Origin of the sequence: Pseudocitrobacter vendiensis (assembly GCF_943590815.1) — a bacterium.
Lineage (GTDB): Bacteria > Pseudomonadota > Gammaproteobacteria > Enterobacterales > Enterobacteriaceae > Pseudocitrobacter > Pseudocitrobacter vendiensis.
Window position 1 is genome coordinate 1 of record NZ_CALSBS010000024.1, and the last position, 23,589, is coordinate 23,589.

Genomic DNA, 23,589 nt, shown 5'->3' on the forward strand with positions numbered 1-23,589 from the left:
CATCAAATGCTTGGTTGCCAAGAGCAGCTCTTTGACGTCAGCAGGAGAAACCTCCCCATTGCCTTCGACAGCGTCCTGTAAACGCTGACGCGTCGCCTGAATCGTATCAGACGACAGAGATGCAAGTTTGCTCAATACCGCGTTAGCTTTTTCCACTGCGGGATACAGGGCTTCTGAGGTGGTATTGTCTACATCATTATCGAAGACCAGCTCAGACTCCATATTAATATTGTCTTCAAGCCAGCTAGAAAGAATATCAAGAAAAGACATGACTTTATTAATCTGCATTTTTTTGCCCTCGGTTGGTGTAAACCCAATATAACAAACCGACTCTCCCGGCTAATAACCCAAAGAGCAAAAAAAAAATAGATAAATTAGATAGGACAGAATTTAGTTTAAAAAGGTGTAAAGACAGACCCGCTATAAATAAACTCAGCACTGAAGGAAAAAACCTTCCATATCGGAAGGCTTATGGTGCATCAGGTAAAAAATACTGCTGCTTCTGGAACGCGACGAACGTCGCGAAAACAGCTATCAACACTGCCATGAAGTAAACCAGGTATGAGCCGGATTGCCAGATATTTACGCCGAAAAAAGAAAGTAACTTTCCGTCCGGGATAATAGAAAAAGCCAGGTTCCATAATCCGGTCAGTACAACCTGAGCGATAATCATTTTTCCCAGCGCACCCAGTTCCTGAGTTGCATACATTGCAGCCATTACAAATGTCAGAACTACCACAAGGAGAGCAGACAAAGCCACAACCGAAATGCTCAGTCCGACGGACGTAAATATAATGGCTTCTTTAAAAGCCAGACCTGTAAACCCCCAGATCAGAATGACTAAAATGAAAAACAACAGGATAAATTTCATTAAAATTGCGTCCCTCTTTCAGTGGTAGAATCTGGCTACGATGTCAAAGGCCAGCCTACCACTCGCAGAATGTATAACATGAGGTTAAATACAAATCCGTTCACAGGCCCGTTTCAGTGTTTCTTTGGTATGACATTGTGTGGCCTGATTTAACTGTGTCCGGATATGCTGCTCATCATGGCCGTCAGCAACAAAGAGTTTGATTTTACTTTCAAGACGGCTCATTGCTTCGTACAATTTTGCTTCTTTATTGTTCTTCATGAAGCGAAGAACGTAATCCGCAATAATATGCACAGGCGGTGTTTTTATTTCACGGGAGCGATTGCTGGTCATGATTCTTTCCAATTTTTTGTATTGAAAATACCGTTATACGGTGCCACCACATTTAAGCCAACCTTTTCCGGTTGTATAAGAAATGCGACCGTCCTTAATTAGCGATTGCAAACGGCGGTCAAGAATCCGCAATGGTTGCGGATTGCTTTCCCTAGCGGCAATCCTGTGACACTCTGCTTTGATTTCTCCGGCAAATAATGTCGCGAACGGCTTAGGAACCGGGGTTAGAACTTCGATGAGTGCCTTGTCCAGCGCCAGATATTCATCCATGTTTATGTCCTTACACATAATAAACTAACTATGATTTAACTAATTATACCGAATCGGGGTACGAACCGAATAACCTACAGGTTGGAAAATCAACTTCCCCGGTATATCCATTGAGAGTCTGTCAGCCTGTGCAACGACATCAGGCTGATCGCCACTCACCCGCTAATAACAATGGCCTGCTCCGGTTGTGGCTGGCGATCCCCCCGCAGTGCCTCAGACTCCCTGAGACGGGCTGATGGCATCGTCATTGCCTTAAACCCCTCTTCCCGCGTACGCACCAGCATCCCCCACGAATAGGTTTCACAGACATCGTTCTCTAAATTGGGTTCGGTCGACAGCAGGGACTCCATCTTCGGTTCGATGTGTACCGGCGCAATGTTTTTATAGACAGGGTGAACACGATACTCTTCAGACGCCTGTGCCCGGTAGCTCCCTTGCGCCAGCAGCACGTCATGGGAAACCAGGTCATATTCCGTATCTTCGACAAAGGTCTTCAGGGTGTGCGTTATTTTGCCGTATCCTTCAATATTCCAGACGGAGACCATCGTAAACTCTTCTAACGCTCGGGGAATTTTGACCAGAAATCCATTCAATGCCTTGCGACCCTTCAGCATACCCACCAGGTATTGCTTGTTCGGATAAGGGCGCATCGCAACCAGGTCATTTCCTGTCAGGTGAAGCGACAGTTCCGTGACGCTCACGGAATCCAGCGTGCAGAGATTTCCCATCGGATGCAGGATTTTAGGTACCAGGTGTAAAAACATCGTCATTATCCTCGTTTATTATGGTTTCAATTATTTCGGTGTCGCTTGATACATTTCGAACCAGAAGACAATCGGCTTCTCCGTGACTTCAATTAATCCAAATCGCTCTGCGGTCCTGAAGTTGACGCTGTATGCCCTGGCGCGTTCTACCTGGCGGCTTATTTCTTTCCGCATTCCTTCAACACTCAATGCACCTTTAAAGAGATTGCAGGGGGCGCAAGCCGGAAAAAGATTTTCGATTGCATGCAGTTCAGGATGCATGACCTTACCGGTACTTCGAGCCTGGTGTGTCACTCGACTTCCAGCGGGGGCTCTGACCATTTCAAAATCCCGCCTCACCGGTTCAACATGATCGGCATGCCAGCCTTTTTCCGGCAGAGTACAGCCGCAATAGGCACACCGACCACCAAATTTCAAACGCAGTTCGGCTCGTTGCTCTTTGGATATTTTATTTTTGGGCTTTGAAAATCGCCCATCATCAGATTTAACCTTCGGGAGGAGTTCTGAAAAATTGGGTAATTCGATTACTGAGCCTTTGTTATTTAGAACTTTCACCGGACCTCCCAACCATATTAAGACGGTTTTTTATTAAATTTCCTGAATTAGTTTTCGGATTTTAATCAGGTGTGGTCGGCTTAATTTACATAGCTGTTCGGTCGCGGCATCCAGAGTGGGGAATACATGGGCCTCATTAATATCCACTGTCCAGTATTTCGCCTTCCCTTCCCCCAGATCAGATTCAAAATAATTTCGCTTTACTCCGACCTGCTTTGGTCTTCCATTTATCCTGATAATCTCGTGCCGCTCATCGAAGATAAAACCATCACCGACTAACGTCAGAAGAACAAAAGGACCTTCGGGTTTTTCCGTACCCAGCGAACTCACCTCATTATTCATGCGACTTCCCCAGCAATGCGCTCAAAATTGATTACCCACACCCACGGGTTGGCCTGCCAACTGTCTTCTCCATAGGTGTCTTTCCAAAGGCTGCGGAAGCCAAGAAAATGCTTATCGCCAATAACACAACATTCGGTTGGGGCTCCTTCAGCTTTCGCATCCTCTTCGCTGATGCTGTTTAACCGCTCTACTCGCAAATCGGTGATTTCCAGTACTATACGGCTGGCCCAGCGAGGCATATGGATAGAAGGTGTCCACGCACCTTCGAACTTCATATTTTCTGTACGGGGCTTCCAGTCGGCCTCATCAGGGATCGACCACAGCCCATAATCCCCCGAACGCTGTTCACAGCTCGCACGGTAAATGCGGGCTGCTTCAGATCTGTCCATCACAATGTTGTCATTCCAGTCCACCGCGCACGCATCTTCATTCCCGAGCAAGGAAAACGCTTCACGTACAGTAATACGGTCGCCAACTACACCGTACGGACAGGCGCGAAGCGCCGAATTTGGCTGAGTTCCTGTTGGAAGCCACCAGTCATGCGTATGCCCACGATGTCGCGGTGTTTGCGCAGGCCTTACCGACCATTCAGGTGAACTGTACTGAGGCTCTATAATCCGCCGCGTCTGTGTTTTCTGGTTTGCCAGAATTGCCCTGACCATTTCATCTTTAAAAAGCATTCCACGTGTCTTCACTGTGGTTTCTCCTTTCACACATGGTTCACACATTGAGAAGCCTATCCATCTTTATTCGCCCATCCCTGGAAACGACAGTCGTTACACGGTCGCGGGACTCTACATCCCTTCCTGAAAACGTGGTGTACACACCCCGAATTAATCTTCATCCGCTTCCACTACCGGCTCGGTCGTAATTTCATATTTCACGCAACCAGGTGCATCCAACGCTTTCGCGACAGACTCACACAGCAATGACAAATCATTCAGGGTCATCGGATATTCAACTTCCAGGCTGTAAAGTGCATTGGCGCTGGAGGCAGTGGCCTTGTCAGCGTGGCAGGCATTAAAAATGAAAACGGTATTTTTTTCTTGAATAGTCATAGTGCAATCCTCTGGATAATTAGCCCTGTTTTCAGGACGGTTTTCGATTAAAATTATCTATTCTTTTTTATTACTTACTGAAATCTGTTGAACAGGTTCTGACTGATCATTTTCTCCGACCGGTGTTTTGTCGACAAATGACCATTCTTGTTTGGGTTCTTTATATAAAGCACTAGCCTCAGTATTCATCCATGATTCAAAAGCAACATAAGTCATGCCTTCCTCACTAACGCGGGCCTTAAAAACCTCCCAAGCTTGCAGATCAAGCGGCTGGTACTCTTTCAGCGACTGGTCAAGCCATCCCTTCCAGATTTCCTTACGATGTTTAAAATGAGGTATAGCCAGGTATGCATAACTACCCGCAACACAAATTAAATACAGGAAGCCGCTCCATAGAGAGGAATTGAAAAAAATCTGACTAGGGAAAATACATGCCACTATGGCAATAATTAATAGCAGGTGTTCCTTACCAGTGGGCTTATTAAATTCCCAGTTGATTGAAATGCCCCTTATCTTCCTTAAGTTCCTTTTTTTATCCTCTTTATCGGTCATATATCAGTCCCTAATAGTTTTAAAATGGATGTTGTTAGTCTGATGAAAAAAGTTACTTTTCAAACCCGCACCGTAACGGACTTCACCCCTGCGAGCATTACACCACACACATTTCATCTATTTTTCCGTTAACGGGGCTATTTTCACGCTTTTTTAGGTCTGTCTGATTGTGCTAATTGCCTCACGCCAGCAGGCGGACCAGACGATTCAGCAGAGGCCTTAACAGTGCCGCAGTACTCTCCCGGCAATCATCCACATGCCGGAATCCCGTCTTTTTCGAAGACTGGGGACCGGACAGCATCCTCAGCGCCCAAATAACCTCCCGTAAGGTTTCGTCGTACTCCTGGGAAATACACCTGGCTAACGTCGTCAGAAAGCGTTTTCTGACAGCCCGGTAATACAACCGTTCCTCCGGTTGCATTGATTGAGGCTTAATCCGCAGGTTACAGAGAGTCAGTACAGCGTCGAGCAGACCGGCTTTCAGTTCGTCACCCGTCCGGGCCAGATGTTGCTGGCGTTCGTTCTCCAGTTGCGTCGTGATCCATGCCCCAAGAGGCGTTCGGTTGTGGGTGTGCAGCGCCACACAGGCCGCAACACAGCACCAGAAGCGCAGTTTCTGCCGCTGCCCCCGCAGTTTACGGGCAACGAGCAGGCGGTAATCGCAGTCGGTCAGGATCTTGAAACGGTGGCTGACGAGCAGGGACGGCAGCGGCGTCTGGTCGTTAATGCCAAGACGTGAAAAGGCCTGCCCGCGTTGAGCGAGGCGGTGGTACACCGCACCTTTCCCCCGGGAAATTCGGACGGCGCCGTATCTAAGCAGGTACTGTGCCGCCGCCACGGGGGTAAACTCACCGTCAGACACACGCTGGCGTAATCCGTCATATTCATGCCAGATAATCCAGGACGCAGTGTCTTCATCGACCGTCAGCTCATCCTCTTCTTCGAATGCAACGATGTTCAGGCTTTCCCCGCTGCTCAGCAGGCTGCGGGAAGCACGGTCATCCTCCCGACCGTCAAAATAGGCCATTTCGGCAGACGGATCAGACAGCCCGTCAAATGACGTCCCGATACGGCCTTCCGGCAACTTCATCCAGCGTGGTGCTGGCATCGGCGTGCGGGGTACGGGTTGCATAGCTGGCTCATCGTCGAGCAGATCCAGTGCCCCCCCTTCCCACACCTGGCGGTAAAGTTCGATGGCGCGAAATGGTCGCGGGTTAAAGCAATGCAGTGACCAGAGAAAGTCGATATGCAGCACGTTGGCTTCCTGCACCAGTCGAAACTGCGGCTCCGCCATGCGGCGGTTATGCGCCGTATCTTCGACCTCGCCAGAAAGTAACTTTTCCCGCACCGCTGCGGCCCGCTGGGCCTCCACGTAATCGAGGCTGCAACAGATATGGAACAGTCGTTCGGTCAGGGACGACGAGAAAACATTGGGCTGAAGACGCACATACCCGCCCTCAAACACTTTGCGGCCGATATAATCCCGAAGGCTCCAGTCGTACTGGATTTTGGTCAGGAAACGCTGAAGGCGGTTTAGACCAGCCTGGTAGCCGTACTTCTCAGGATCAGTGCGGAGTAAGGTTTCCATCGAGTGGTCAATGCCGACGGCGCAGCATAGCGAGCATCCATAGCGAGCGCCGCAGGCAGAAGACCGGGCCGTGTATTTCTCCGGCGTCCAGATACATTCCCCGGTCGCGTCTTTGTAAAGCGTGGCGAGGCTGAAGTTGTCCGGCAAAAAGCTTGGCAGCGGAAATCGCGCCAGCGAACCACAGGCCATCAGAAATGACCAGATATCCTGTGTCCGCCACTCTTTCACCGGGTACAGTTCGCCGCCGAGCTCCGTGAGCGAGACGCTGTCCGACTGCCCGCCCATTCTGAGGATGTTGCCTGCCCGACGGGCGCTCTCATCATCGCGGGAACCCAGCATCAGGCACACTTTGTTGCGGACGGAAGCTGGTGCATTTTTTAAATAACGGGCTTTGGCCTGGCGCAGTGGAGAGCGTTTGAGATCTGTAGAGCATTGACGCGTATTGGAATTTGTCCAGGTCGGAAGTCCGCGCCCGGTCAGAATGCGTCCGACCCAGCTCTGGGTCATGGACGGGTGGGCCACCAGGACGGTCACGGGCAGTTGCTGTTCGGCAATAAAGGCTCGGAGCTGGCTGAGAACCTGCGTGGACTGATGATGCATCTCAGGGTTTTCAATCAGGGTGTTGGAGATCTGAATGAAGTGGTGCTGGCTGACGTTCGACCCGTTCCGTACGGCACGGATCAGGGCCATGAGGAACAGGTGCAGTAGCGAGTGGGAGTCTTTCCCGCCGCTGTAGCCGACGCACATGGTCCAGCCTTCGGTAATCGCATGATAAATGGCACTGGTTGCCGTCGTCACGCGCGATGCGAGACTGACCGGCTCACCGGCATCGGTATAATTCAGATCCGCATCGGTCTTCAGTGTTTGCCAGACATCGCCCCATTTATCCTGCGTCAGAATGGCAGCGTTAGCCGCCTCAGAAAATTGAATTTCTGAGGGTAATTCAAGGAATGTTTCTTTTATTTCGATATACATATTATTTCCTGAATTTTGGCTTTCGCTGCATTATCGCGTTATTTATTAAACCCATCTAATATCTTCAGTGCAATATGTGAAGATAAATTTAGTTAAATTGGAATTATGCCAATTTAACTAAATAGCACTGAATAAATAGAATTACGCGGCAATAAATATATTATCTTTACCACGCTCTCACGAATACTGCTGGGTAATTAAAACCGTCGTATTTGATTCCAGCTCTGCCAACGGAATTCTGGGGGTATTGAGCATCATGTCATCACCGCAATGGCGGGGTACAGCCGTCAGTTGAAATGATTCTTTCATGACCCGGATGGAAGTTGTTTCCGTGCGAGAGGACGGCATGACGTCCCGGAGCATGGTTTCCTGCCCGTTACTGTCACTTTCAATAAATGCAGCCTTCGCCATGAGTTCCTCAATGTCCTCTTCCGATGTTTCGGACCAGAGGCAGTCATAGAAGAAAAACTCTGCAACGTACAAATCATTCTCTTTCACGTATGCCGCCAGTTCACGGATACGCTGAGCCAGCGATGTATCAATGGAAAAGAAGACGCTTTGCGGGACTTCACTCGCAAATTCATTGATGCAGCTAGCGGACGCAATCAAAAGTTTATTGAACATTTCAGCTCTCCATGCCACCGGCTGTCCCGGTGGCAATCTAGGGTTATCAGGCAGTCACGGGGCACAATACGTCCAGCGAAGGCAGCAATTTGCTCAGGCTGTCGTACACGACGGGCGTCAGTTCGGTGACGCTGTGAAGCGCCATGCTGGTGTTGTCTTCTTCGCTGAGAATGATGACTCCATCCTCATCAGGATCGTCAGAAGTACTCTCGTCCGAGGCCAGGCGGTGGCGTGCAACGTCATAAGGCGATTCAGACGCTTTGCAGCTCATCAGATAGCATTCTGTGTATGTGTTTTCGTGGTTATACTGGTTCACTTTCACCAACGCATACTGAACACCGGCATCATGGGCTTCGTTCATCAGGCGGGAAAAATTAAAGCCTTCCTCATAGTGGTGTGTATCTTTAGTCACCACGATTGTCGCACCGCCGAACTCGTTTTCGCGTGGTCGGTCGCAGACGAAAGCGGCATTGATTGTGACCATTTCAGGCAGGTTAAACACCGACAACACGGCAGTTGTTACCGCGATTGCGTGGTCGAGGTTAATGCTTTCATCATGGCTGATTGCCAGACCGCTACCGGTGATTTCCGCTTTGAGTTCCAGCTCGTAATTGTCTTCTGGTGACTCCGGCTGACCAAAAGTCGGCTCAAACGGATCGCACTCCGGGTGGTTCTGAATAATACCCAGGACCAGCAGTTCAGTGAGGGAACACTCTGAAGCAGGTTTAGACAGCAGGTGATCACCTTCCGACACATCCGTGTCCGTAACATACGCAATCGCGTCCAGAGCCATCTGAGCCTGTTCCTGTGAACAGAGAATTGTGAAGGATGCCTGAGTGTAATTATTTGCCATTGCATAACTCCTTATTTAATTAAGTGTGATTGCTGTCTGTGAATAGATAATATCAAAACAGATACCCGCACCTAATAACCCGAAATGAAATATTTTCGAAGTTTTTATAGAGAAGACAGGCGCCATATTTATTAATCCAGCCATTATTTAGAGGGCGGCATTAAGTAATTATGCGGAAAAAATAAAAAACCGCCACAAGGGCGGCATTTATTAAATGGGAAAGATTCAGTTATAAGGTATGTGTCAGGGCGGAAACAATGATCCGGTCTGGTAACAGTGATTGAAGGGACGCCGACGAAATGACAAGTGCCTTTTCAATGTGTGCCTCTCTGTCGGCGATATGTCGCCGGAATGCCGCTTCTGCTTCACCGGAGGAGTCGGCTTCAACCAGCATCACTTCTTCCTCATCATCAAACATCATGCGGCCTGAGATAATATACAGTCGGCTTAAGTCCGGGAGATTTACAGCGTTGCCCTGTTTGTTAATCATCATTTTTCTCCGTCTGCAATTTTTAAATTTGTCAGTTCTGCTACGGGTAAAATACACCATCAGCCCTGTAAACCCGGACAGGTATCAACGTAGCTCATCGGTTTGCCAATCGCGGCGCTTAGGCGAAGGATTTCGCCGATGGAGACGTACCGCAGCATTTCAGAACGCCCGTGTTTCTGGTATTCATCCACCGACATGGTGCGCCAGTCCTTGTGCGGTGTGTTTTTGCACAACTGCCAGTTGTCGACAGTGGTCGGGCGACGCAGGACATACACACCCAGCGAAGGCGTGAGGCCTAAGCCAAATGACTGCTGCACCACAATACGCACTTCAGAGCCGTCGGGGCGTTTCAGTGTCTGAGTAATTTTAGTGATGAGCTGTTCGGATTCCATACTATTAACCTCGACCGTCAGTTGGGTTGCTGTAGGGATATTTTAGCAAAGTCGGTTCACTGGCTAATAAGTACAAAGCGAAATTTTTAAAAATAGAGGAATAAAACAGGAAGAGAACAAATCTGGAAACAGCAAAATCACATTATCCGATTGCAATTCATTTCACATTTGACATATTCGGAATTAAGTACGCAACGAACCTGCATCGTCTGGTATAAAAGTATATTTCAAATATTCAGGTTATTATCTGAAGTAAAATACTCTCTGCCCCGGTTGCAATACCAGACGGAACACAAGACGTTATGAAGAGCCTGTCCCGGTTCAAAAGCTGCGGCTAATTTTTTCTGACCCACTTAACGAGAATGCCAGCCAGAGTCACAGTCAGCATCAATGCCCATACTGAAGAAATAAAGTTAAGCAATGGAATACGCTCAGAATAATCACAGGTACTGGATGGGTCACTGGCAAATTTACAGATAAATTCGGGATCAAGCCCCCAGTAAACGAAAGAAAATAACACAACGAGCGATACACTGATTTTAAAGATTTTTTCGCTTGTCATCATTTATCATCTCAATCCAGGAGGTTATATAAACCTGAAACTATTTCAGCCGTGTGTCGTACTGGTAAGGAATTTTCTGGACGGTTTTCATCAGATCAAAAATCGCCGGATGAGCCGGATTTAAAAGGTAGTTAAACTCCACCGGAGATAATGCACTGGGAATACGCAGGGCAACAGAAGAGCCACTTTCAGCCCAGTTATCGCCATACAGGGCAAGTTCTGCGGGCGCATCTTCACTTGCCCAGCCCGGCGGCAGCAGGTTCAAGTCAAAGGCCTGGATCTGGTCATCCGGGACATCAATGCTCAGCAGCGTGTAAGCGTCCAGAAGCTGCGGGGCATTGATATGCACCAGCGTCTCCAGCATGGTCAGAGAGGCCGTCTCGGACAGATAGACAAGTGCTGTGCCGACACTGTTCCAGCGGCCTCCCGCTTCTTTCGCACCTAATCCCGACCATGCAGTCGTAATATAGCGGGTCTTGGTCATCCGATACAGGATCACGAATAGACTCCGTGTTCAATACGGGTGATCAGGCGCATCACTTCGAGTGCGCCGGTTTCCGAAGAGACAACATCTGCCGGAGTCTTCCAGCTCAAGCCACGGTTTGGCTCGTTCATCCATTTCTGTGCTGCCTCTTTGTCGCCTTCGAACAGCTCTACAGCCCGTTCAATGACGCGAATAATACGCACCAGACGTTCGCTCTGATCCGCAGTGAAACGGGCTTTTACGCTGCGATTGAAGGTGGTGTTCGGAATGCCGGACATTTTGCGCAGTTCCGACGGCGTGATGTTCGCCCATTCAGAAATGGAATGAGCGACTTTACCTTCCAGTCCGTGGCTAATTTTGTCCATCAGCGCAATGCCGTCATTATCCAGACCCACCACCTGCCATAAGCCGTGCGGGTTCATTTTGGATAAATCTGGAGAAAAAACTTTCATAGTCATAACCGACCCTCCCATTTGGTATGTCAATTATACCATATGGGTGACTACTGGCAATATTTTCACCTTTCTCATAACGTCAGTTCGTCACCCGGCTGACTCTGGCATGGGCATTGCCCTGAATGTTCCAGTACAGCCCAGCCGGAAGCTCTGCGGCCCAGGTTGCCCCCCGTTCCGACATTTGTTCGGGCGTTTCCAGCCATCCACGCGGAATAGTACCGGTGGTGTCACCGATAACCCGCGAGACGCAGGCGGCAACGCGGACGCCGCCGGGGACATCACAGCCGGATTCAACGATGTGCATCACTTCCATTAATGCGCCGTACGCTTCAACACGGTCGCCCTTTTGCAGTTCAATGGGGGAAACCTGTTCAGTCAAATTCTTCATGCTCACACTCCCTTCAGTGATTAAAATTGTCGCCGTCGTTTTTAAGGCATCCGGGAGAAGAATCCTGGTGGCCATTACGCCGGTATGTTGCTGAATCATTTTCTGTCAGCGCCGTCGCCGCAGGACATCCCCGCTGGCGTCACTTCCGGCTGCTGGCCAGGCTAAACCGCCCAGCTCATCCCCCTTCCCGCAGTTCATCACGGTAAAGGGCAACCAGGTCATCGAGTATCGGGCTGCTCTGGTATCCCGGCATTTCTGTAAACAGGCTGCGCGAGATCCCGAGCCATTCCATTATTTTGTCCGTTGCATACCAACGTCTGCCGAGCCGCTCAGCGGCAACCGGTACTTTGTGCAGACCGGCAAATGGCTCAACTACCAGATCACCAGGCCTGGTGAGGAACTCGATCAGGAATGCGGCGAGTCGAGTGGGTGACGTTGCACCGTGCAGCGGAAACCCCAGTTCGCGGGCGATGCGATGGCAGAGCCGCGTATCCGGGCAGGCATTGCCAAACATAAGCGTATTTTTGGAGATAGTCCCTTCTGTCTTATTGCCGAAGGCGCCATTTTTAAGCTGGTAAGCGCCATCCCCGTAAAATGTAGTGCGGTTTTCGCCGCCGGACGCCTGCAATTTCTGATGCTGCTCTGAATGAGGCTGGAGAACGCGCATGTTGTTCGAACGAACCTTTTGCGCGTCATTAGTAAACCACAGCACCGGCTCGTAAGACGAACAGAGCTGAACACGCTGTTTACACGCCCAGTGAGTCGGCGACGGGGGTTTCGCTCGGTTCACCCAGTTCAGTCTGTCCATCAGCTCAAGACCCAGCTTATCGCACAGCGCCAGTGTCAGTCTTTCCAGATACAGAGAGCGCGATGGCCTGCCTGGATTAAAGCTGTCCTGCGTCACATTGAGCGCCACGCTGCCCCCCGGCACGAGCTGCTTCACGATAGGCTCAAGAATCCGCAGCAGCCAGTCAATATACGCCTGCTCACCGCGTCCGCCGCCGTGCCCGTAATTTCGGGCATTACGCAGCAGGAACGGGGGCGACGTAAGGCAGAGATGGATTTGCTCATTGATGTTGCTGAAGAACGCGTACGCATTCCCGAAGACCGATGCCCCGAGCGAAGTTGAGAAGCCAACGACGCACAGTTTGTCCCAGGACTCATGCAGCTTCTTGTCATTTTTGAAGGCATAGCGCCAGACGCCCCGCTTTTCCGGGACACGCTCGATCACCCCGGCCTGCCGCAGCGTCTGCTGATACCAGCGAACCTGATGCTTGACGCCGCTGGTTCGCATTTTGTCCGAGCCGAACGCCTTCATTTTCTGTAGTTCTGCATCCGACATCCCCGTTTCGCGTTGTACCTCGCGATACAGCTCTTCGTTCGTTAACGGGGTGTCTGACGCGGCATAGATCCGCGCAATCAAATCGCTGTTAAGGTTGCTCATCAGCCATCCTTGAAAAACGGACCAGGGCGGCTTCACACTGCTCTTTACCCCACGAGTCCTGCCAGTCGCACAGGTGGAGATATTTGCGTTCGAGTGCTTCCATTTCATCGAGATTTGAACTCGATAATCCCGCCCAGACGTCGTGCCAGCACACATCGTAAGTAACGCCTGCCGGTGGGCAGTATTCCAGAGCATCCGCATGGATGATTTCAACACGGGGATCGTGGGCAAAGGCCTCGGCAACTAGGTTAATCACATCCTGCGACTTCTCAATGACAGTCACGTTGTTAACTTCCGGCTTCTGAAGAATGGCGTGCAGCACCATCCCCAGCCCCAGTCCGTTGATCAGGACGTGCCCTGTCGCTCGCTTTATGAACTCCTGACAGAGTTGGATTTCGTATGGCAAATTGGTCATCACCACATTTCTGCCATTTGAAAGGCGGCGATAGTTACCGGGCTGTAAAACCGCGTCGATATCCTCCGTAGCGGCACGGAGGAAAAGGCTAACCGCCTTATCTTTGGAGATTTCGAAGCTGTCCAGTGTCCAGGCACCGGATGTTCCATCTTTAACAGGTAAATTAGAAAAGCAACTCTTCATCAGTCATCCTTAAAATGGATTCAGTTCAACGTAAGTGGGCGCAGGAAGACGGTGAAGCAGGTCACTTCCCTTTCTGCATCAGGGACTCCAGTGACGATTCCAGCGCCGCGAAACGAATCAGGGCAGCTTCACACTGCTCTTTACCCCACGAGTCCTGCCAGTCGCACAGGTGGAGATATTTGCGTTCGAGCGCTTCCATTTCATCAAGATTTGATCTCGAAAAATCTGGCCAGATATCATGCCAGCACACATTGAAGGTAACGCCTGCCGGTGGGCAGTATTTCAGAGCATCCGCAAGGATAATTTCAACGCGGGGATCGTGAGCAAATGCTTTGGAAACCAGGTTCATCACATCCTGAGACTTCTCAATGACGGTCACGTGGGTCACGTCAGGCTTCTGAAGAATGGCGTGCAGCACCATTCCCAGCCCCAGTCCGTTAATCAGGATGCGTCCAGTTGCTCGCTCAATGAAAGCTTCACAGGTACGGATCTCCATCGGCGTATTGGACATCACCACTTCGTTATCACAGGACAAACGCCGGTAGACGCCTGCCGGGATATATTCATCCTGATCCTTTGTATATTCGGCGCGAAGCTTCAGGGTCTGCGCTTTTTCTGGCGTAATCACAAAGGAGTCCAGCGTCCAGTTACCGGATTTCCCGTTTTTCACCGGCAGCTCAGCAAATTTACTTTTCATACTGATAACCTTAATTTCGAATCATTCTGTTGCCGGGAAATTACCACATAACCCTCGGGCTGGGCAGGCAAGATCGCGTTACAACGGACGGCGGCTGACGCAACCGTCCACGGGTTCACAGGTAACGAAGTAGGATCTCCGCATCCTCCGGTGGCAGCTGTTGGCAGCTCTTCACTTGATAGAAGAATTCCCCGCCAAGATCATACACTCCGCCGTCTTCAAAACTCAGTGCTTCGACCTCGTCGCGACACTCATTCAGTAATGCCGTCTGGCTGGCGTTTGCCTCAGTATCGCTGGCGACAAGCTTCACGCTGGAATGCTCATACTCGCCATTCCGGCATACAATTTTGACAATGAAGTTTTTTTCAGGCATCTGCGCCTCCCGGCTGGTTAGGGGTTTATTCAGCGTTGCCCCGGCGTCCGGGGCAAGACTCAATCAACCCTTGATGAAACTCTGGCCGAAAGAAGGATTGGCTTTAAACTGGTGCTCCTTTATGATTTTTTTCATCATCTGAGAGCATTTCTTGATCGATTTGGTGCTGGCATCCGTGACTTCAGCCATCTTGCGGATAAAGCGATTCACCTGATACTGCGCCTCAGCATCTTGGCTGAGGGCTTCACTGTGGATGCGGTCTTCATGCTGCGCAATCAACAGCACATAGCAGCGGAGACCTGTGGCGGTGCTCACGCGCTGGCTGATCGTGATTTCCGCCGAGCGGGTAGACTGGACGACAGAGAGAGAGACTCTCGATAATTCGCCGTCCCGGAAAATAGCCGGAGTAAGACCATTAATATCCTCGCGGGAATAATTCAGAGAGTCCAGAATGGAAAATAAATCACAGGTGGTAAAATCAAATTCCTGAATGCTCATATCGCCTCCGACGCTTCATTATTTGTTGGCATTGCCTGTAGATATATAATACCAGGTTGGGTTCAAAACCTAATAACCCGGAAGAGAATATTTTGAAGAAAATCTCAGGCATCCATGCCGTGAATTAAGCTGGCACTATTCTGAAATAATATCACCAAGGCTGGTGGTAAATTCTCTTTTGACGGATTCAGTAAACGGCACTCGCTCAATATATTTATAATTCGTGGCATAGGTGTTGGTGTCTAAAGTCCGGGAGATCTCATCATCAATCGGGTCTTCAAACATATCAATGCGCACATCGATATGCTGCGTGCCTTCTGCGGTAGGATGTGACAGGCTGCACGACACTTCGATATAGCGATCTTTCTGCTCCGCGACAAACGTCCAGAAACCTGCATTAAAGTCGGTTGATGCACCGTGACGTTTAAATACAACATCAGATACGGAATAACCGACAGCATTAAGAAGGGAAATGAAATTAAGCTGACTGGAAATGATATCTAATTTATTCATGATGTCTCCTGTTGGTATGTGGCAATTATACCAGGACGCGCTCGACGGCTAATAACCTGCGGCAAAATTTTTCCGAATAGTTGATGATGTGATTGATAGCTTTAAAAATTAGGAGGATTGTTTATAAGAAGGAATATAACCAGAGGATTTGAAATTTAATACACCATGCCGACTGACCACGTCTAATTTTTCAAAAGTTACTTTTCCCGGCTGCCCTGATCCCACGTCGCTAAGACCCGGTATACTCAGGCATTCTGCCCGGAAGGCAATTGGCTTCGGTGATCGGGTATTAAAATAGGGCCAGTCTGTTTTTCTGCGAGTTTCGCGCTCTGTTGATGGCGTGAAATCACCTTTTCCGGATGCCCTCCCTGGCTGTCCGGTGCGCTGGCGCTACGCCCAGCGGTATGGGGTAAAATAGGTCTCGTTAACTTCAAGAAATTCGGTCAGGGAATTCATCGCTCTCGTGTCGTATGCAGTCACAATAAAACGGTAACCGTCCACCGTTTCGATGTAACTGATCCCCCGTGGCGTGCTGCTGGCATTCACCACTTCCGCCGTCATCATAAACTGGCCTTGCGGGAATTCCTGTGACAGGTAGATAAATCCGGTGGTTGCTGATGACGGGGTGGCATTCATCAGCACACCGTTAAATTGCTGGCCGTGTCGCGCCGGGATCAATGTGCTGTCCGCCGTCGCCTGATTCAGCAGCTGCCGGATCAGGGTTTCCTCTTTATATGAGCTGTAAGCGCGGACATCGTCTTCAGCCCCGGAGCGTGAGCAAACACCTACATGTGCAAGCCGCCGGTATTCGTTACGCATGTAGGCATGACAGGATGCACCCGCTCGCCCCTGAAGGGTGACACCAAAATCTTCACACAGCATCAGAACCTGGCGCAGATTGTTGTCATATACCGTCGCAGTAAGGGCCAGGTTATAACTGACGAATGTCAGCTCAAAAACCCGTGTATGCATGTCACTAACGTGTGCCTCCATCCGGATCAGCGGCTTTTCAGTCAGCGGATATGGAGTGCCGTTCACGCAGTACGGGGTAACGCCGCTAAAACACTCGCCGATCACGCTTGCAATGACTACGTCGGCGTCAATGACAGCCGGTGCCGGGACATAGATCTGAAACTGTCCTTCCGTGCCAGATTGGGTAAGGACGGGGAACAAACGCGGGGAATTAAGCTGCTCAAGGTCAGCATTGATCAGTTCTGTCCAGCTGGGTTTCCCGGTGGGTGCATCGAGGCGCAGGCCCAGGTTATCGCAGAAGTCGACGATCTGCCGGGAGTGTTCCACCATCACTGCCCCGGAGAGAGTCAGACCGTGCGTCGTCATCTTCAGCTCACTCGTCCGTGTCTGGGTATTCTGGGACCAGGGCTGTAAAGAAAGTGTCGTCCGGCTTAGTGAAGGTATAATTGTTTCATTCAGTGGGTCGATCAGTTGGCAATGCGCATTCAGCCGGGGGACAAGGGCATCAAATATGAAGCTTGCCTGTTGTTTAGTGCTGGTCTGAATATAAAACATCGCATCCGTGCCTGCATCCCTGGATAAAATACCGAAAAGTTTCATTTTTTACCTTAATGGATTAGCGATTTATAATCATGCGCCGACAGGTGAACGTTATGTACGCCATCATTCCACACAAAGAATAACCGATATTTTGAATTAACTCGAATGGAAGAGTACCGGTTTGCGGTCATCCTTAAGCGTTCGTAACGCAAACTACTTGATAACAATTCGCGTTCGTTTTTTACATTATTTAACGTTTTCAGTCTGCATGAAATCGCATTTAACAGATCAGCAGGAATACCTGCTGTGGACTTTCCATTACGGAAAAAGCTTTCCAGCCGTCTGTCTTTAAATGAATGGATCATATCTTCCTCCGTAATGGAATGAGTAAAATTAAATAAGAATTATAAAAGCCTGAAGCTGATTTATTAAATCCCGAGAATTCTGGCTGCGACCGTTAGTTGTTTATCACTTAATGGATATTTCCGTGATAACGTCGATTTCAGACTGTTCAGAAAGCTGTTCTCCCCGTCTTGCTGTGTGATGGCGTCAACCAGTTCCTGATTGCTCTTACACCACAGATTGAACGCGGAAGTCTTTGATTGTACAGCACGCTGACGCACTACTGCCTGAGCTGCTGAAATCTTGCGTGCCGCTTCCGGGTATGTGCGATATAACGCGGAAAGGGTGTAACATGTACGGGTTGTGACCAGGCTATAGCCCGTACCATTACATGCCATGCAGCGGCTCCTATAAAAGTGTTTACGCTCACCACGGCCTTTGCATTTATTGCAAGTGACCCGATAAATATATTCCCCGGTGCCTTTTACTGAATCAATACACTGAATCTTAGCGTTGTCGATTTCAATTCCGCTCTGGTCAAAGTATTTATCCATTTTTGATTCCTCAGGTTTGGTCTGAAGTAATCATGACAGATTGGTCTCGCTGGCTAATAACCTGAATGAAAGATTTTTAAAAATAATTTTGCAGCACTGCTAAAGGCAGTTTATATATGCAGGATTCAATTTTACTGAGAAATATTTTCGGAATTGTCTGTTTACAAATACCAAAAAAAAACCAATGAGGTCTTAATTACATCCTTAATGGGCATGGTTATTTTACATCCTTATGAGTAGCAATGCTTATGTGTTAATTTAAAAACACCATATGCGTCTAAGGAACTTCCTATCCGCCTTCATGAAGCTTTTTTCCGGTTACCAGTAAGGGCCATATGACTGGCAAATATTCCGCTCGCGGTATACCGAAGTTCCGAGAGGATGGCGAAACGGCAGAATGCTACAGTAAAGGAGAAATGTTAGCTATAAAACGGTGGCACAGGGTCGGGATACTCGCGGGCTGAAATGGCAGATTCAGTTTGTCTTCCGGCTGTAGCGTCCCTTCCCCACTCACAAGACCCATCTTAACCGAAGGTGTCGCAGCCTTTCTCCCAGACGCTCGACGATTCCTGGGTTTAAGGTCACGAAACAATGGTCATGCACACCGGCTTTCAACTGGCACAAATGTGATTACGAAACACTCGTTAATGCCCTCCCGGTAAGCCTTTAGAAAAGTTACTTTTCTGAGATTAAAATGGACTATTTTAATTATAGTTTGGATATGAATTTTTAAAAAAATAAATGCCTTCAACTTATTTGGAAAATAAGCCGGAATGTTAGAGTGTTCTCATTCAAAAAAGAGGAGAACCAACCATGCCAAAATGTCTATTACCTGCCGAGCTTGCGGAAATTGTCTGTGGATTACTGGTGCAACCCACATTAATGAATGAATTAAAAACACCGGAGTCGCATAAAGCATTTATGCAGGATATCGCTGAGCTGGTGGCGAAACATTGCGGAGGAGAGATTGACGGTGTGATCATGCCGGTGGATCGCGATGAATCAAGCCAGGCCGATTATCTGACCTCTCCGGATGTAACCCCTTATCTCGTCGTATCTCCCGGCGCGGACATGCACTCCCTCACCGATAATGTCTGGCGTCACCATGCCCGAGATGGCTGGCTTGACCATATCAAAGGCAGCGACGAAGAAAGCCCTGATGAATTGCCGACGCATAAAGAGTGCTCAGTTCGCCGCTACGCCCTCCAGCGGATGCTCCTTCAGACACAAACCAACCATGCTAATCTTCCCTCGCAGGTGGTACGAATGCGTGATTACTGCAACCTCGACGACGAACAGCCCGGGTCTTCAGCAGAGTTTATCGTTACTATGGCGCTCGGCGGTCATGCCCAGCTGGCAGTACAGGATGTGGAATCACGCCTGGTAATGGCCCTGACGTTGTTAATTGAAAATGGTGTTCCCTCGGTCCATGTAAACGCGGGTGACACTGATCCTTCAGTTCTGCACGTCCAGGCTGCTCACGGCGGCATGGTCCTTTCAACTGACTCCCTGAATCATGAATTCGGTATTTCGCCGCCTGACAGGTATACCAACGGTCGCCCTGGCTTATTAGTTAAAGCAGCCTCCTGATTCATTAATTACAAATTTGTCCTTTTTTAATTCCATTGTTCGCTCTTTGTTTAAAGGGCGAATATATTTTTAAAAAACTTCACGCCGGGTTATTAGCCAGCAAACCGAAACTGTTAGAATTAACACATCAGATGAAAGGATGACTATCATGGCTAAATTAATTTCAACTCGTGAACTGGCAACAATTATTACTGCATTACTGGTAAAACCGGAATTATTGGGCGAGCTGGATTCTCCAGAAAAACATCGCGCACTGATGGAGGATCTGGGGCGTGTTGTGGCAGAGCATTGCGGCGGCAATGTCACGGAAATCGCATTGCCGGAAACCGATGGTACGGCAGTTGATGAAGCTTTGCTGGATGGCCAGCCTGTCCGCTATCTGGAAACAAAAGAAAGCTCCCCATATCTCATCGTACACCCTGACGACTCACTACCGTCTCTGACGCATAACGTTTGGATGCACGCTGATCCTGATGGCTGGGAAGAACATTTCGATGGCGAGGACAATCCCCTGATGGAGGAGTTGAGCCAGCAGTTCCGCCAGCAGGTGTATGCGCTTCTGACGCCGGAATCGCAGGCAACGCCTTCAGAGATTATCCGGACGTTACAGGACTGGCAACTGGGTGAAACCCAGCTGCCAGAAGAAGACTGTCAGTCCTATCAGGTGAAGGTGTTGTTAGAAGAGAAAAACATTCAGTGTGAAGTGGTGAATGAATCCGGCACGACTTGTTTCGGCCTCATTTTTGAGATCGATCGGGGTGTACCGACGCTGCACATCGACACGGGCAGTGATTCACTGCTGCATATTCACGCGGCACATGACGGCCTTGTTCTGACACCAGATGCGCCGAACCACGGATTTGAAGATGCTCCAGTAGACCGCTTTTCTTATAACAGCCCGTCCCTGTTGGTGCCAGGGGTGTAACCTGGCAAACAACACAGCGGTATTTTGGCCCCGAGTGAAATAATTCAGGACAGGAGTCAGGCAGATGGGCGATGTTGCCACACTACCACCGAAAATTAACGATGGCGTACTTCGACGCTGGAATGCTCAGCGCGGGCAACGAAATGGCCGAGGCGGAAGGTATAAGCGCCTTCCGTCACAAAGCAACCTAAGTAACTGGGTTGTAAGACGTCTGATTGAAGAAATCATAATGGAGGACCGACGAAGAGCAGCATCAGGTTGAGCAGTATGTTGATCAAGTTACCACTACTGGCGCAGGAGAAGTGGAAGGTATGACCCGCGTCCCGGTAGTTCCCACGATGGAACAGCTAATTGCAGGCCGGAAGCAGATAACTTCGGCCACTGGAAAAATGTCTCGATTAATGAGCCAGCGTCTTGCAGATGTTTACCGTGCAATGGTCGCAACTGCAAAGGGGGAGTGAGATGCGTGAATTACTTGGAAAGACAGGGGCAGAACATCAAGCCTCCGTAATGTATCAAACGTTTGGACACCTCGATGCGAAGCCAGGCGAAAAGCATAAAGGTCACTTCGTTTTTATCAACGGTCAGCACGGCGATCTGTGTGTTGTGCATAGTGAATTTTCATCCTTTGACGAAGGTCCTGGCTATTTCAGTGACCGTGCCGATTTCATCTGGGAATTGGTTAAAGACGGAGGACCCTGCTCTAAGGTCGGCATCTACCGGTTTGACGGCGAATACTCGCTTCCTAAACGCCGGAACGGGAAAAGGTTTTCGGGAAGCGTGACGTGCCTTCAATCATTCTAATTTCGTAGTGCATGAGCACCGACAGGTTATCAGTAAAACGGGGAGCGCCACAGTTCGCGTGCAACCTTCCCTATCCATCAACTCGAATGAGTACATAATAATGACGAACGCTGACGCATCTAACGTTAAGACCAGTCCAGAATTACCAACTCTCGAACGTGTCTATGCTCTGCTCAAGGACAACTATAAACCCGCAAGATTTGCTGATCGGGATGGGGAAATCTGGGGGCATGAGTATTCATGGAATCTGGCAAAATCAAGCCTGCAAGACCTGGAGAAGTACGGGAAATCGTATGTATCGAAGCATTCCGACCGGATGGGCGATGGATTCAGTTTTGGTCCTGACCTGGTCATTATTCGCTGACATGCGCACGGAAGTGAGTAAGATGGCTGGCTGCACCGGAGGACAAGAGTGATGAAGGGTAAAAATATCGTGGCTCGTGTCGTGCGGGAAGCGACCTATAAGTGGGAAACCCGCCACAAGTTAACGCCAGAACAATGCTCTGAAATTAATCAACTGATGCGTCGGCTTTCAGAACACCTTGCCTGCCCCGTTTGCAAAGCAATGTCCTTAAAGCAACTCAGGCACGCAGAATACATTTTGAAATGCGGAACGTGCGGTGAAGAGTTTCTTATCAATAAACGTAAAGAATCGGCTCACGCGAGTTAAGCGCGGTGAATGAGCACAACAGTAAGGTGACAACCATGAAAGAACTGATTTCGGTAGCTCAGGCGGCTCTGGACTATATCGATGCCTTACCCAGCGACATGGTGGCATCACTCCATACGATGCCTGGCTTTGATCGCGATTGGGCAACAGAAGTCATTGCCGATGCTATCGTCGAAAGTAACGAGTCCCGGGAACAGATACAGCAGCAGTCGCAGGCAATTCAGTTGCCCGAGACCTGTTTCTTTGATGGCCCGGGCAACACAACAGAAACGTATTTCCTGGCAGACGATGTCAGAGAGTTACTCCGGTCAGCGGGCGTCCAATTTAGCGAGTGATACGGGTAAAGTTCCCAGGCAGTCCGGTCTCACATCGGTATTACGCCAGACGCTGTCAACATTAATTCGATTCAGGGCATGACAATGGAAAACACAGTAATACCGACGGTAACAGAAAACGAGATGGAAGAGGTGATCACCCGTCACACGGCATACGGGCAGGTATCGGTAAGCCGCACGACAACGACGGGGCAGCGCTTGTATGCCTCCGACCTCATTCATAAAGAGGTGATTACGCTGACCTTCAGTGAATCAGAGCAGGTTGAGCGCGATGGAGTGATCCGTCATCGGCTGGCGGAAGGCAGACGCCGTTCCCCACTTCTGAAAGTCAGTCTGTCTCCGGCTCAGTGGGCCTCAATGATCACATCGTTCGGAATGAGTGACGGCGTGCCGTGTACCATTAACAGTTTGATTCGCGGCGACTATGAGCGCCAGCCGGAGATTGGCTATATTGAGTCGACACGCGAACGTTATGAGCGTCAGATCCGGGAAGCCTCTGAGCGCGAGATGGCGAAAGTGAATGAAAAGCTGAAAGCACTGGCTTTGCTGGTGGCAAAAGGCAAGGCAGGAAAGCGCGAGCTTGAAGAAGTATATCAGTCTCTGTCCGGCGCAATCGCCAACCTGCCGGTTAATCTGGCCTTCAGCACCCAGTTGATGCAGGAATCCATGGACAAAATCGTCTCACACGGCAAGGCCGAACTCGAAGCCTCCGCCATGGGCGTGGCCGCTCGTCTCGGTATGAAAGAAATTAGCCGCTTGGCCTCGTTGGAAGACAAGAAGTAACCGGTACGATCACCCATAAGCATACCTGCTGCACACATAAGCGGCACAAAGCTCAGTGGCCAATTCATAGCGTGTTGACATAAACCGTACACACAAATGTGCTTCGTCGTGGCGGGTGCCTGATATGCGGTTCCCGACGCGGCCCCCTTCTCTCTTTAGCGGTCCACAGGACTCCAGGTAATGCCGGTGGGCTGTATCCAGGACGTTTTCCAGTAGCCGACAGTGGTCGGCGTCATACCCCTTAAGAAGGTGTTCCAGTTCTGCCATGGCGAGTGCGGGTGGTAACCAGGTGACGCCAAGACGCAAAAATTGGAGCTGCATTTGAATTTGATGGCGATCGGGCGTGAGACCCTGCACCCGGGGAGCGCGATAGCAAATTCTCTCCAGTGGAGCGA

At 49.6% G+C, this 23,589-nt stretch carries 35 protein-coding genes; 7 read left to right on the plus strand and 28 right to left on the minus strand.

The genetic code is table 11. The features are described 5' to 3' along the window. The 28 genes from NMC31_RS19915 to NMC31_RS20050 form a co-directional block, all read right to left on the minus strand. Positions 1 to 288 (minus strand): hypothetical protein (locus tag NMC31_RS19915; RefSeq protein WP_253898955.1); only part of this gene is annotated, 288 nt, incomplete at its 3' end. Between the two features lie 181 nt (positions 289 to 469). After that, complete coding sequence (locus NMC31_RS19920; RefSeq protein ID WP_022652353.1) at positions 470 to 871, minus strand: hypothetical protein; 402 nt, start codon at positions 869 to 871, stop codon at positions 470 to 472. An 84-nt stretch (positions 872 to 955) separates the two neighbouring features. Continuing rightward, a complete protein-coding gene (locus NMC31_RS19925; RefSeq protein ID WP_022652354.1) occupies positions 956 to 1,204 on the minus strand; it encodes a hypothetical protein in 249 nt (82 codons plus the stop codon). 33 nt (positions 1,205 to 1,237) lie between these two features. After that, positions 1,238 to 1,474, minus strand: a complete 237-nt coding sequence (locus NMC31_RS19930) for a hypothetical protein (protein ID WP_022652355.1) — start codon at positions 1,472 to 1,474, stop codon at positions 1,238 to 1,240. A 155-nt stretch (positions 1,475 to 1,629) separates the two neighbouring features. Continuing rightward, positions 1,630 to 2,238: a DUF6012 family protein gene (locus NMC31_RS19935; protein WP_022652356.1), complete on the minus strand. Its 609-nt coding sequence runs from the start codon at positions 2,236 to 2,238 to the stop codon at positions 1,630 to 1,632. 30 nt (positions 2,239 to 2,268) lie between these two features. Then, entirely contained in the window at positions 2,269 to 2,793 is a 525-nt protein-coding gene (locus tag NMC31_RS19940; RefSeq protein ID WP_022652357.1) for an HNH endonuclease, read from the minus strand. A 33-nt stretch (positions 2,794 to 2,826) separates the two neighbouring features. Then, positions 2,827 to 3,135 (minus strand): hypothetical protein, encoded by a 309-nt coding sequence (locus tag NMC31_RS19945; RefSeq protein ID WP_022652358.1) that lies wholly within the window; start codon positions 3,133 to 3,135, stop codon positions 2,827 to 2,829. Beyond that, a complete protein-coding gene (locus NMC31_RS19950; RefSeq protein ID WP_022652359.1) occupies positions 3,132 to 3,830 on the minus strand; it encodes an ASCH domain-containing protein in 699 nt (232 codons plus the stop codon). The genes NMC31_RS19945 and NMC31_RS19950 overlap by 4 nt, the downstream gene beginning before the upstream one ends. 138 nt (positions 3,831 to 3,968) lie before the next feature. Then, positions 3,969 to 4,193 (minus strand): hypothetical protein, encoded by a 225-nt coding sequence (locus NMC31_RS19955; protein WP_022652360.1) that lies wholly within the window; start codon positions 4,191 to 4,193, stop codon positions 3,969 to 3,971. A 57-nt stretch (positions 4,194 to 4,250) separates the two neighbouring features. Next, complete coding sequence (locus NMC31_RS19960) at positions 4,251 to 4,745, minus strand: hypothetical protein (protein WP_015063025.1); 495 nt, start codon at positions 4,743 to 4,745, stop codon at positions 4,251 to 4,253. A 181-nt stretch (positions 4,746 to 4,926) separates the two neighbouring features. After that, a complete protein-coding gene (locus NMC31_RS19965; RefSeq protein ID WP_044713534.1) occupies positions 4,927 to 7,308 on the minus strand; it encodes a phosphoadenosine phosphosulfate reductase domain-containing protein in 2,382 nt (793 codons plus the stop codon). Between the two features lie 177 nt (positions 7,309 to 7,485). Next, on the minus strand, positions 7,486 to 7,932 hold the full coding sequence (locus NMC31_RS19970; protein ID WP_015063027.1) for a hypothetical protein: 447 nt from the start codon (positions 7,930 to 7,932) through the stop codon (positions 7,486 to 7,488). A gap of 46 nt (positions 7,933 to 7,978) precedes the next feature. After that, complete coding sequence (locus tag NMC31_RS19975; RefSeq protein ID WP_015063028.1) at positions 7,979 to 8,785, minus strand: hypothetical protein; 807 nt, start codon at positions 8,783 to 8,785, stop codon at positions 7,979 to 7,981. 229 nt (positions 8,786 to 9,014) lie between these two features. Then, the gene (locus tag NMC31_RS19980; protein WP_032610382.1) at positions 9,015 to 9,278 is read right to left on the minus strand and encodes a hypothetical protein; all 264 of its coding nucleotides are present in this window, start codon (positions 9,276 to 9,278) and stop codon (positions 9,015 to 9,017) included. 56 nt (positions 9,279 to 9,334) lie between these two features. Beyond that, on the minus strand, positions 9,335 to 9,667 hold the full coding sequence (locus NMC31_RS19985) for a hypothetical protein (protein ID WP_022652118.1): 333 nt from the start codon (positions 9,665 to 9,667) through the stop codon (positions 9,335 to 9,337). A gap of 334 nt (positions 9,668 to 10,001) precedes the next feature. Next, positions 10,002 to 10,232 carry a hypothetical protein gene (locus NMC31_RS19990; protein ID WP_022652119.1) on the minus strand — a complete coding sequence of 77 codons (231 nt, stop codon included), beginning with the start codon at positions 10,230 to 10,232 and terminating at the stop codon, positions 10,002 to 10,004. Between the two features lie 37 nt (positions 10,233 to 10,269). After that, a complete protein-coding gene (locus NMC31_RS19995) occupies positions 10,270 to 10,728 on the minus strand; it encodes an RES family NAD+ phosphorylase (protein ID WP_022652120.1) in 459 nt (152 codons plus the stop codon). Beyond that, positions 10,725 to 11,165 carry an Xre family toxin-antitoxin system antitoxin gene (locus tag NMC31_RS20000; RefSeq protein ID WP_032610495.1) on the minus strand — a complete coding sequence of 147 codons (441 nt, stop codon included), beginning with the start codon at positions 11,163 to 11,165 and terminating at the stop codon, positions 10,725 to 10,727. The genes NMC31_RS19995 and NMC31_RS20000 overlap by 4 nt, the downstream gene beginning before the upstream one ends. 82 nt (positions 11,166 to 11,247) lie before the next feature. Beyond that, on the minus strand, positions 11,248 to 11,556 hold the full coding sequence (locus tag NMC31_RS20005) for a hypothetical protein (RefSeq protein WP_022652122.1): 309 nt from the start codon (positions 11,554 to 11,556) through the stop codon (positions 11,248 to 11,250). 175 nt (positions 11,557 to 11,731) lie between these two features. Beyond that, positions 11,732 to 13,000, minus strand: coding sequence for a DNA methyltransferase (locus NMC31_RS20010; protein WP_022652123.1), 1,269 nt, complete (start codon positions 12,998 to 13,000; stop codon positions 11,732 to 11,734). Next, positions 12,987 to 13,598 carry a polyamine aminopropyltransferase gene (locus tag NMC31_RS20015; RefSeq protein WP_022652124.1) on the minus strand — a complete coding sequence of 204 codons (612 nt, stop codon included), beginning with the start codon at positions 13,596 to 13,598 and terminating at the stop codon, positions 12,987 to 12,989. The genes NMC31_RS20010 and NMC31_RS20015 overlap by 14 nt, the downstream gene beginning before the upstream one ends. A gap of 61 nt (positions 13,599 to 13,659) precedes the next feature. After that, complete coding sequence (locus NMC31_RS20020) at positions 13,660 to 14,295, minus strand: polyamine aminopropyltransferase (protein WP_022652125.1); 636 nt, start codon at positions 14,293 to 14,295, stop codon at positions 13,660 to 13,662. Positions 14,296 to 14,410: 115 nt separating this feature from the next. Further along, on the minus strand, positions 14,411 to 14,668 hold the full coding sequence (locus NMC31_RS20025) for a hypothetical protein (protein ID WP_022652126.1): 258 nt from the start codon (positions 14,666 to 14,668) through the stop codon (positions 14,411 to 14,413). Positions 14,669 to 14,731: 63 nt separating this feature from the next. Further along, complete coding sequence (locus NMC31_RS20030) at positions 14,732 to 15,166, minus strand: hypothetical protein (RefSeq protein ID WP_015063073.1); 435 nt, start codon at positions 15,164 to 15,166, stop codon at positions 14,732 to 14,734. A gap of 135 nt (positions 15,167 to 15,301) precedes the next feature. Beyond that, positions 15,302 to 15,679 (minus strand): hypothetical protein, encoded by a 378-nt coding sequence (locus NMC31_RS20035; protein WP_015063074.1) that lies wholly within the window; start codon positions 15,677 to 15,679, stop codon positions 15,302 to 15,304. Between the two features lie 390 nt (positions 15,680 to 16,069). Then, positions 16,070 to 17,251 (minus strand): hypothetical protein, encoded by a 1,182-nt coding sequence (locus tag NMC31_RS20040; protein ID WP_022652127.1) that lies wholly within the window; start codon positions 17,249 to 17,251, stop codon positions 16,070 to 16,072. An 8-nt stretch (positions 17,252 to 17,259) separates the two neighbouring features. Further along, positions 17,260 to 17,556 carry a type II toxin-antitoxin system RelE/ParE family toxin gene (locus NMC31_RS20045; protein ID WP_015063076.1) on the minus strand — a complete coding sequence of 99 codons (297 nt, stop codon included), beginning with the start codon at positions 17,554 to 17,556 and terminating at the stop codon, positions 17,260 to 17,262. A gap of 63 nt (positions 17,557 to 17,619) precedes the next feature. Then, positions 17,620 to 18,087, minus strand: a complete 468-nt coding sequence (locus NMC31_RS20050; protein ID WP_022652128.1) for a DnaJ-like cysteine-rich domain-containing protein — start codon at positions 18,085 to 18,087, stop codon at positions 17,620 to 17,622. An 813-nt stretch (positions 18,088 to 18,900) separates the two neighbouring features. On the opposite strand from NMC31_RS20050, the gene NMC31_RS20055 reads away from it, so the two are divergent. The 7 genes from NMC31_RS20055 (at position 18,901) to NMC31_RS20085 (ending at position 23,194) form a co-directional block, all read left to right on the plus strand. Next, entirely contained in the window at positions 18,901 to 19,677 is a 777-nt protein-coding gene (locus tag NMC31_RS20055; protein ID WP_022652129.1) for a hypothetical protein, read from the plus strand. Positions 19,678 to 19,825: 148 nt separating this feature from the next. Continuing rightward, positions 19,826 to 20,602 (plus strand): hypothetical protein, encoded by a 777-nt coding sequence (locus tag NMC31_RS20060; protein WP_022652130.1) that lies wholly within the window; start codon positions 19,826 to 19,828, stop codon positions 20,600 to 20,602. Between the two features lie 462 nt (positions 20,603 to 21,064). Continuing rightward, on the plus strand, positions 21,065 to 21,406 hold the full coding sequence (locus tag NMC31_RS20065) for a hypothetical protein (RefSeq protein ID WP_032610383.1): 342 nt from the start codon (positions 21,065 to 21,067) through the stop codon (positions 21,404 to 21,406). A gap of 100 nt (positions 21,407 to 21,506) precedes the next feature. Beyond that, the gene (locus NMC31_RS20070) at positions 21,507 to 21,770 is read left to right on the plus strand and encodes a hypothetical protein (protein WP_022652132.1); all 264 of its coding nucleotides are present in this window, start codon (positions 21,507 to 21,509) and stop codon (positions 21,768 to 21,770) included. A gap of 51 nt (positions 21,771 to 21,821) precedes the next feature. Then, complete coding sequence (locus NMC31_RS20075; RefSeq protein ID WP_022652133.1) at positions 21,822 to 22,076, plus strand: hypothetical protein; 255 nt, start codon at positions 21,822 to 21,824, stop codon at positions 22,074 to 22,076. A gap of 35 nt (positions 22,077 to 22,111) precedes the next feature. After that, positions 22,112 to 22,411: a hypothetical protein gene (locus NMC31_RS20080; protein ID WP_032610385.1), complete on the plus strand. Its 300-nt coding sequence runs from the start codon at positions 22,112 to 22,114 to the stop codon at positions 22,409 to 22,411. Between the two features lie 84 nt (positions 22,412 to 22,495). Continuing rightward, on the plus strand, positions 22,496 to 23,194 hold the full coding sequence (locus NMC31_RS20085) for a hypothetical protein (RefSeq protein ID WP_022652135.1): 699 nt from the start codon (positions 22,496 to 22,498) through the stop codon (positions 23,192 to 23,194). Positions 23,195 to 23,589: the final 395 nt, after the last annotated feature.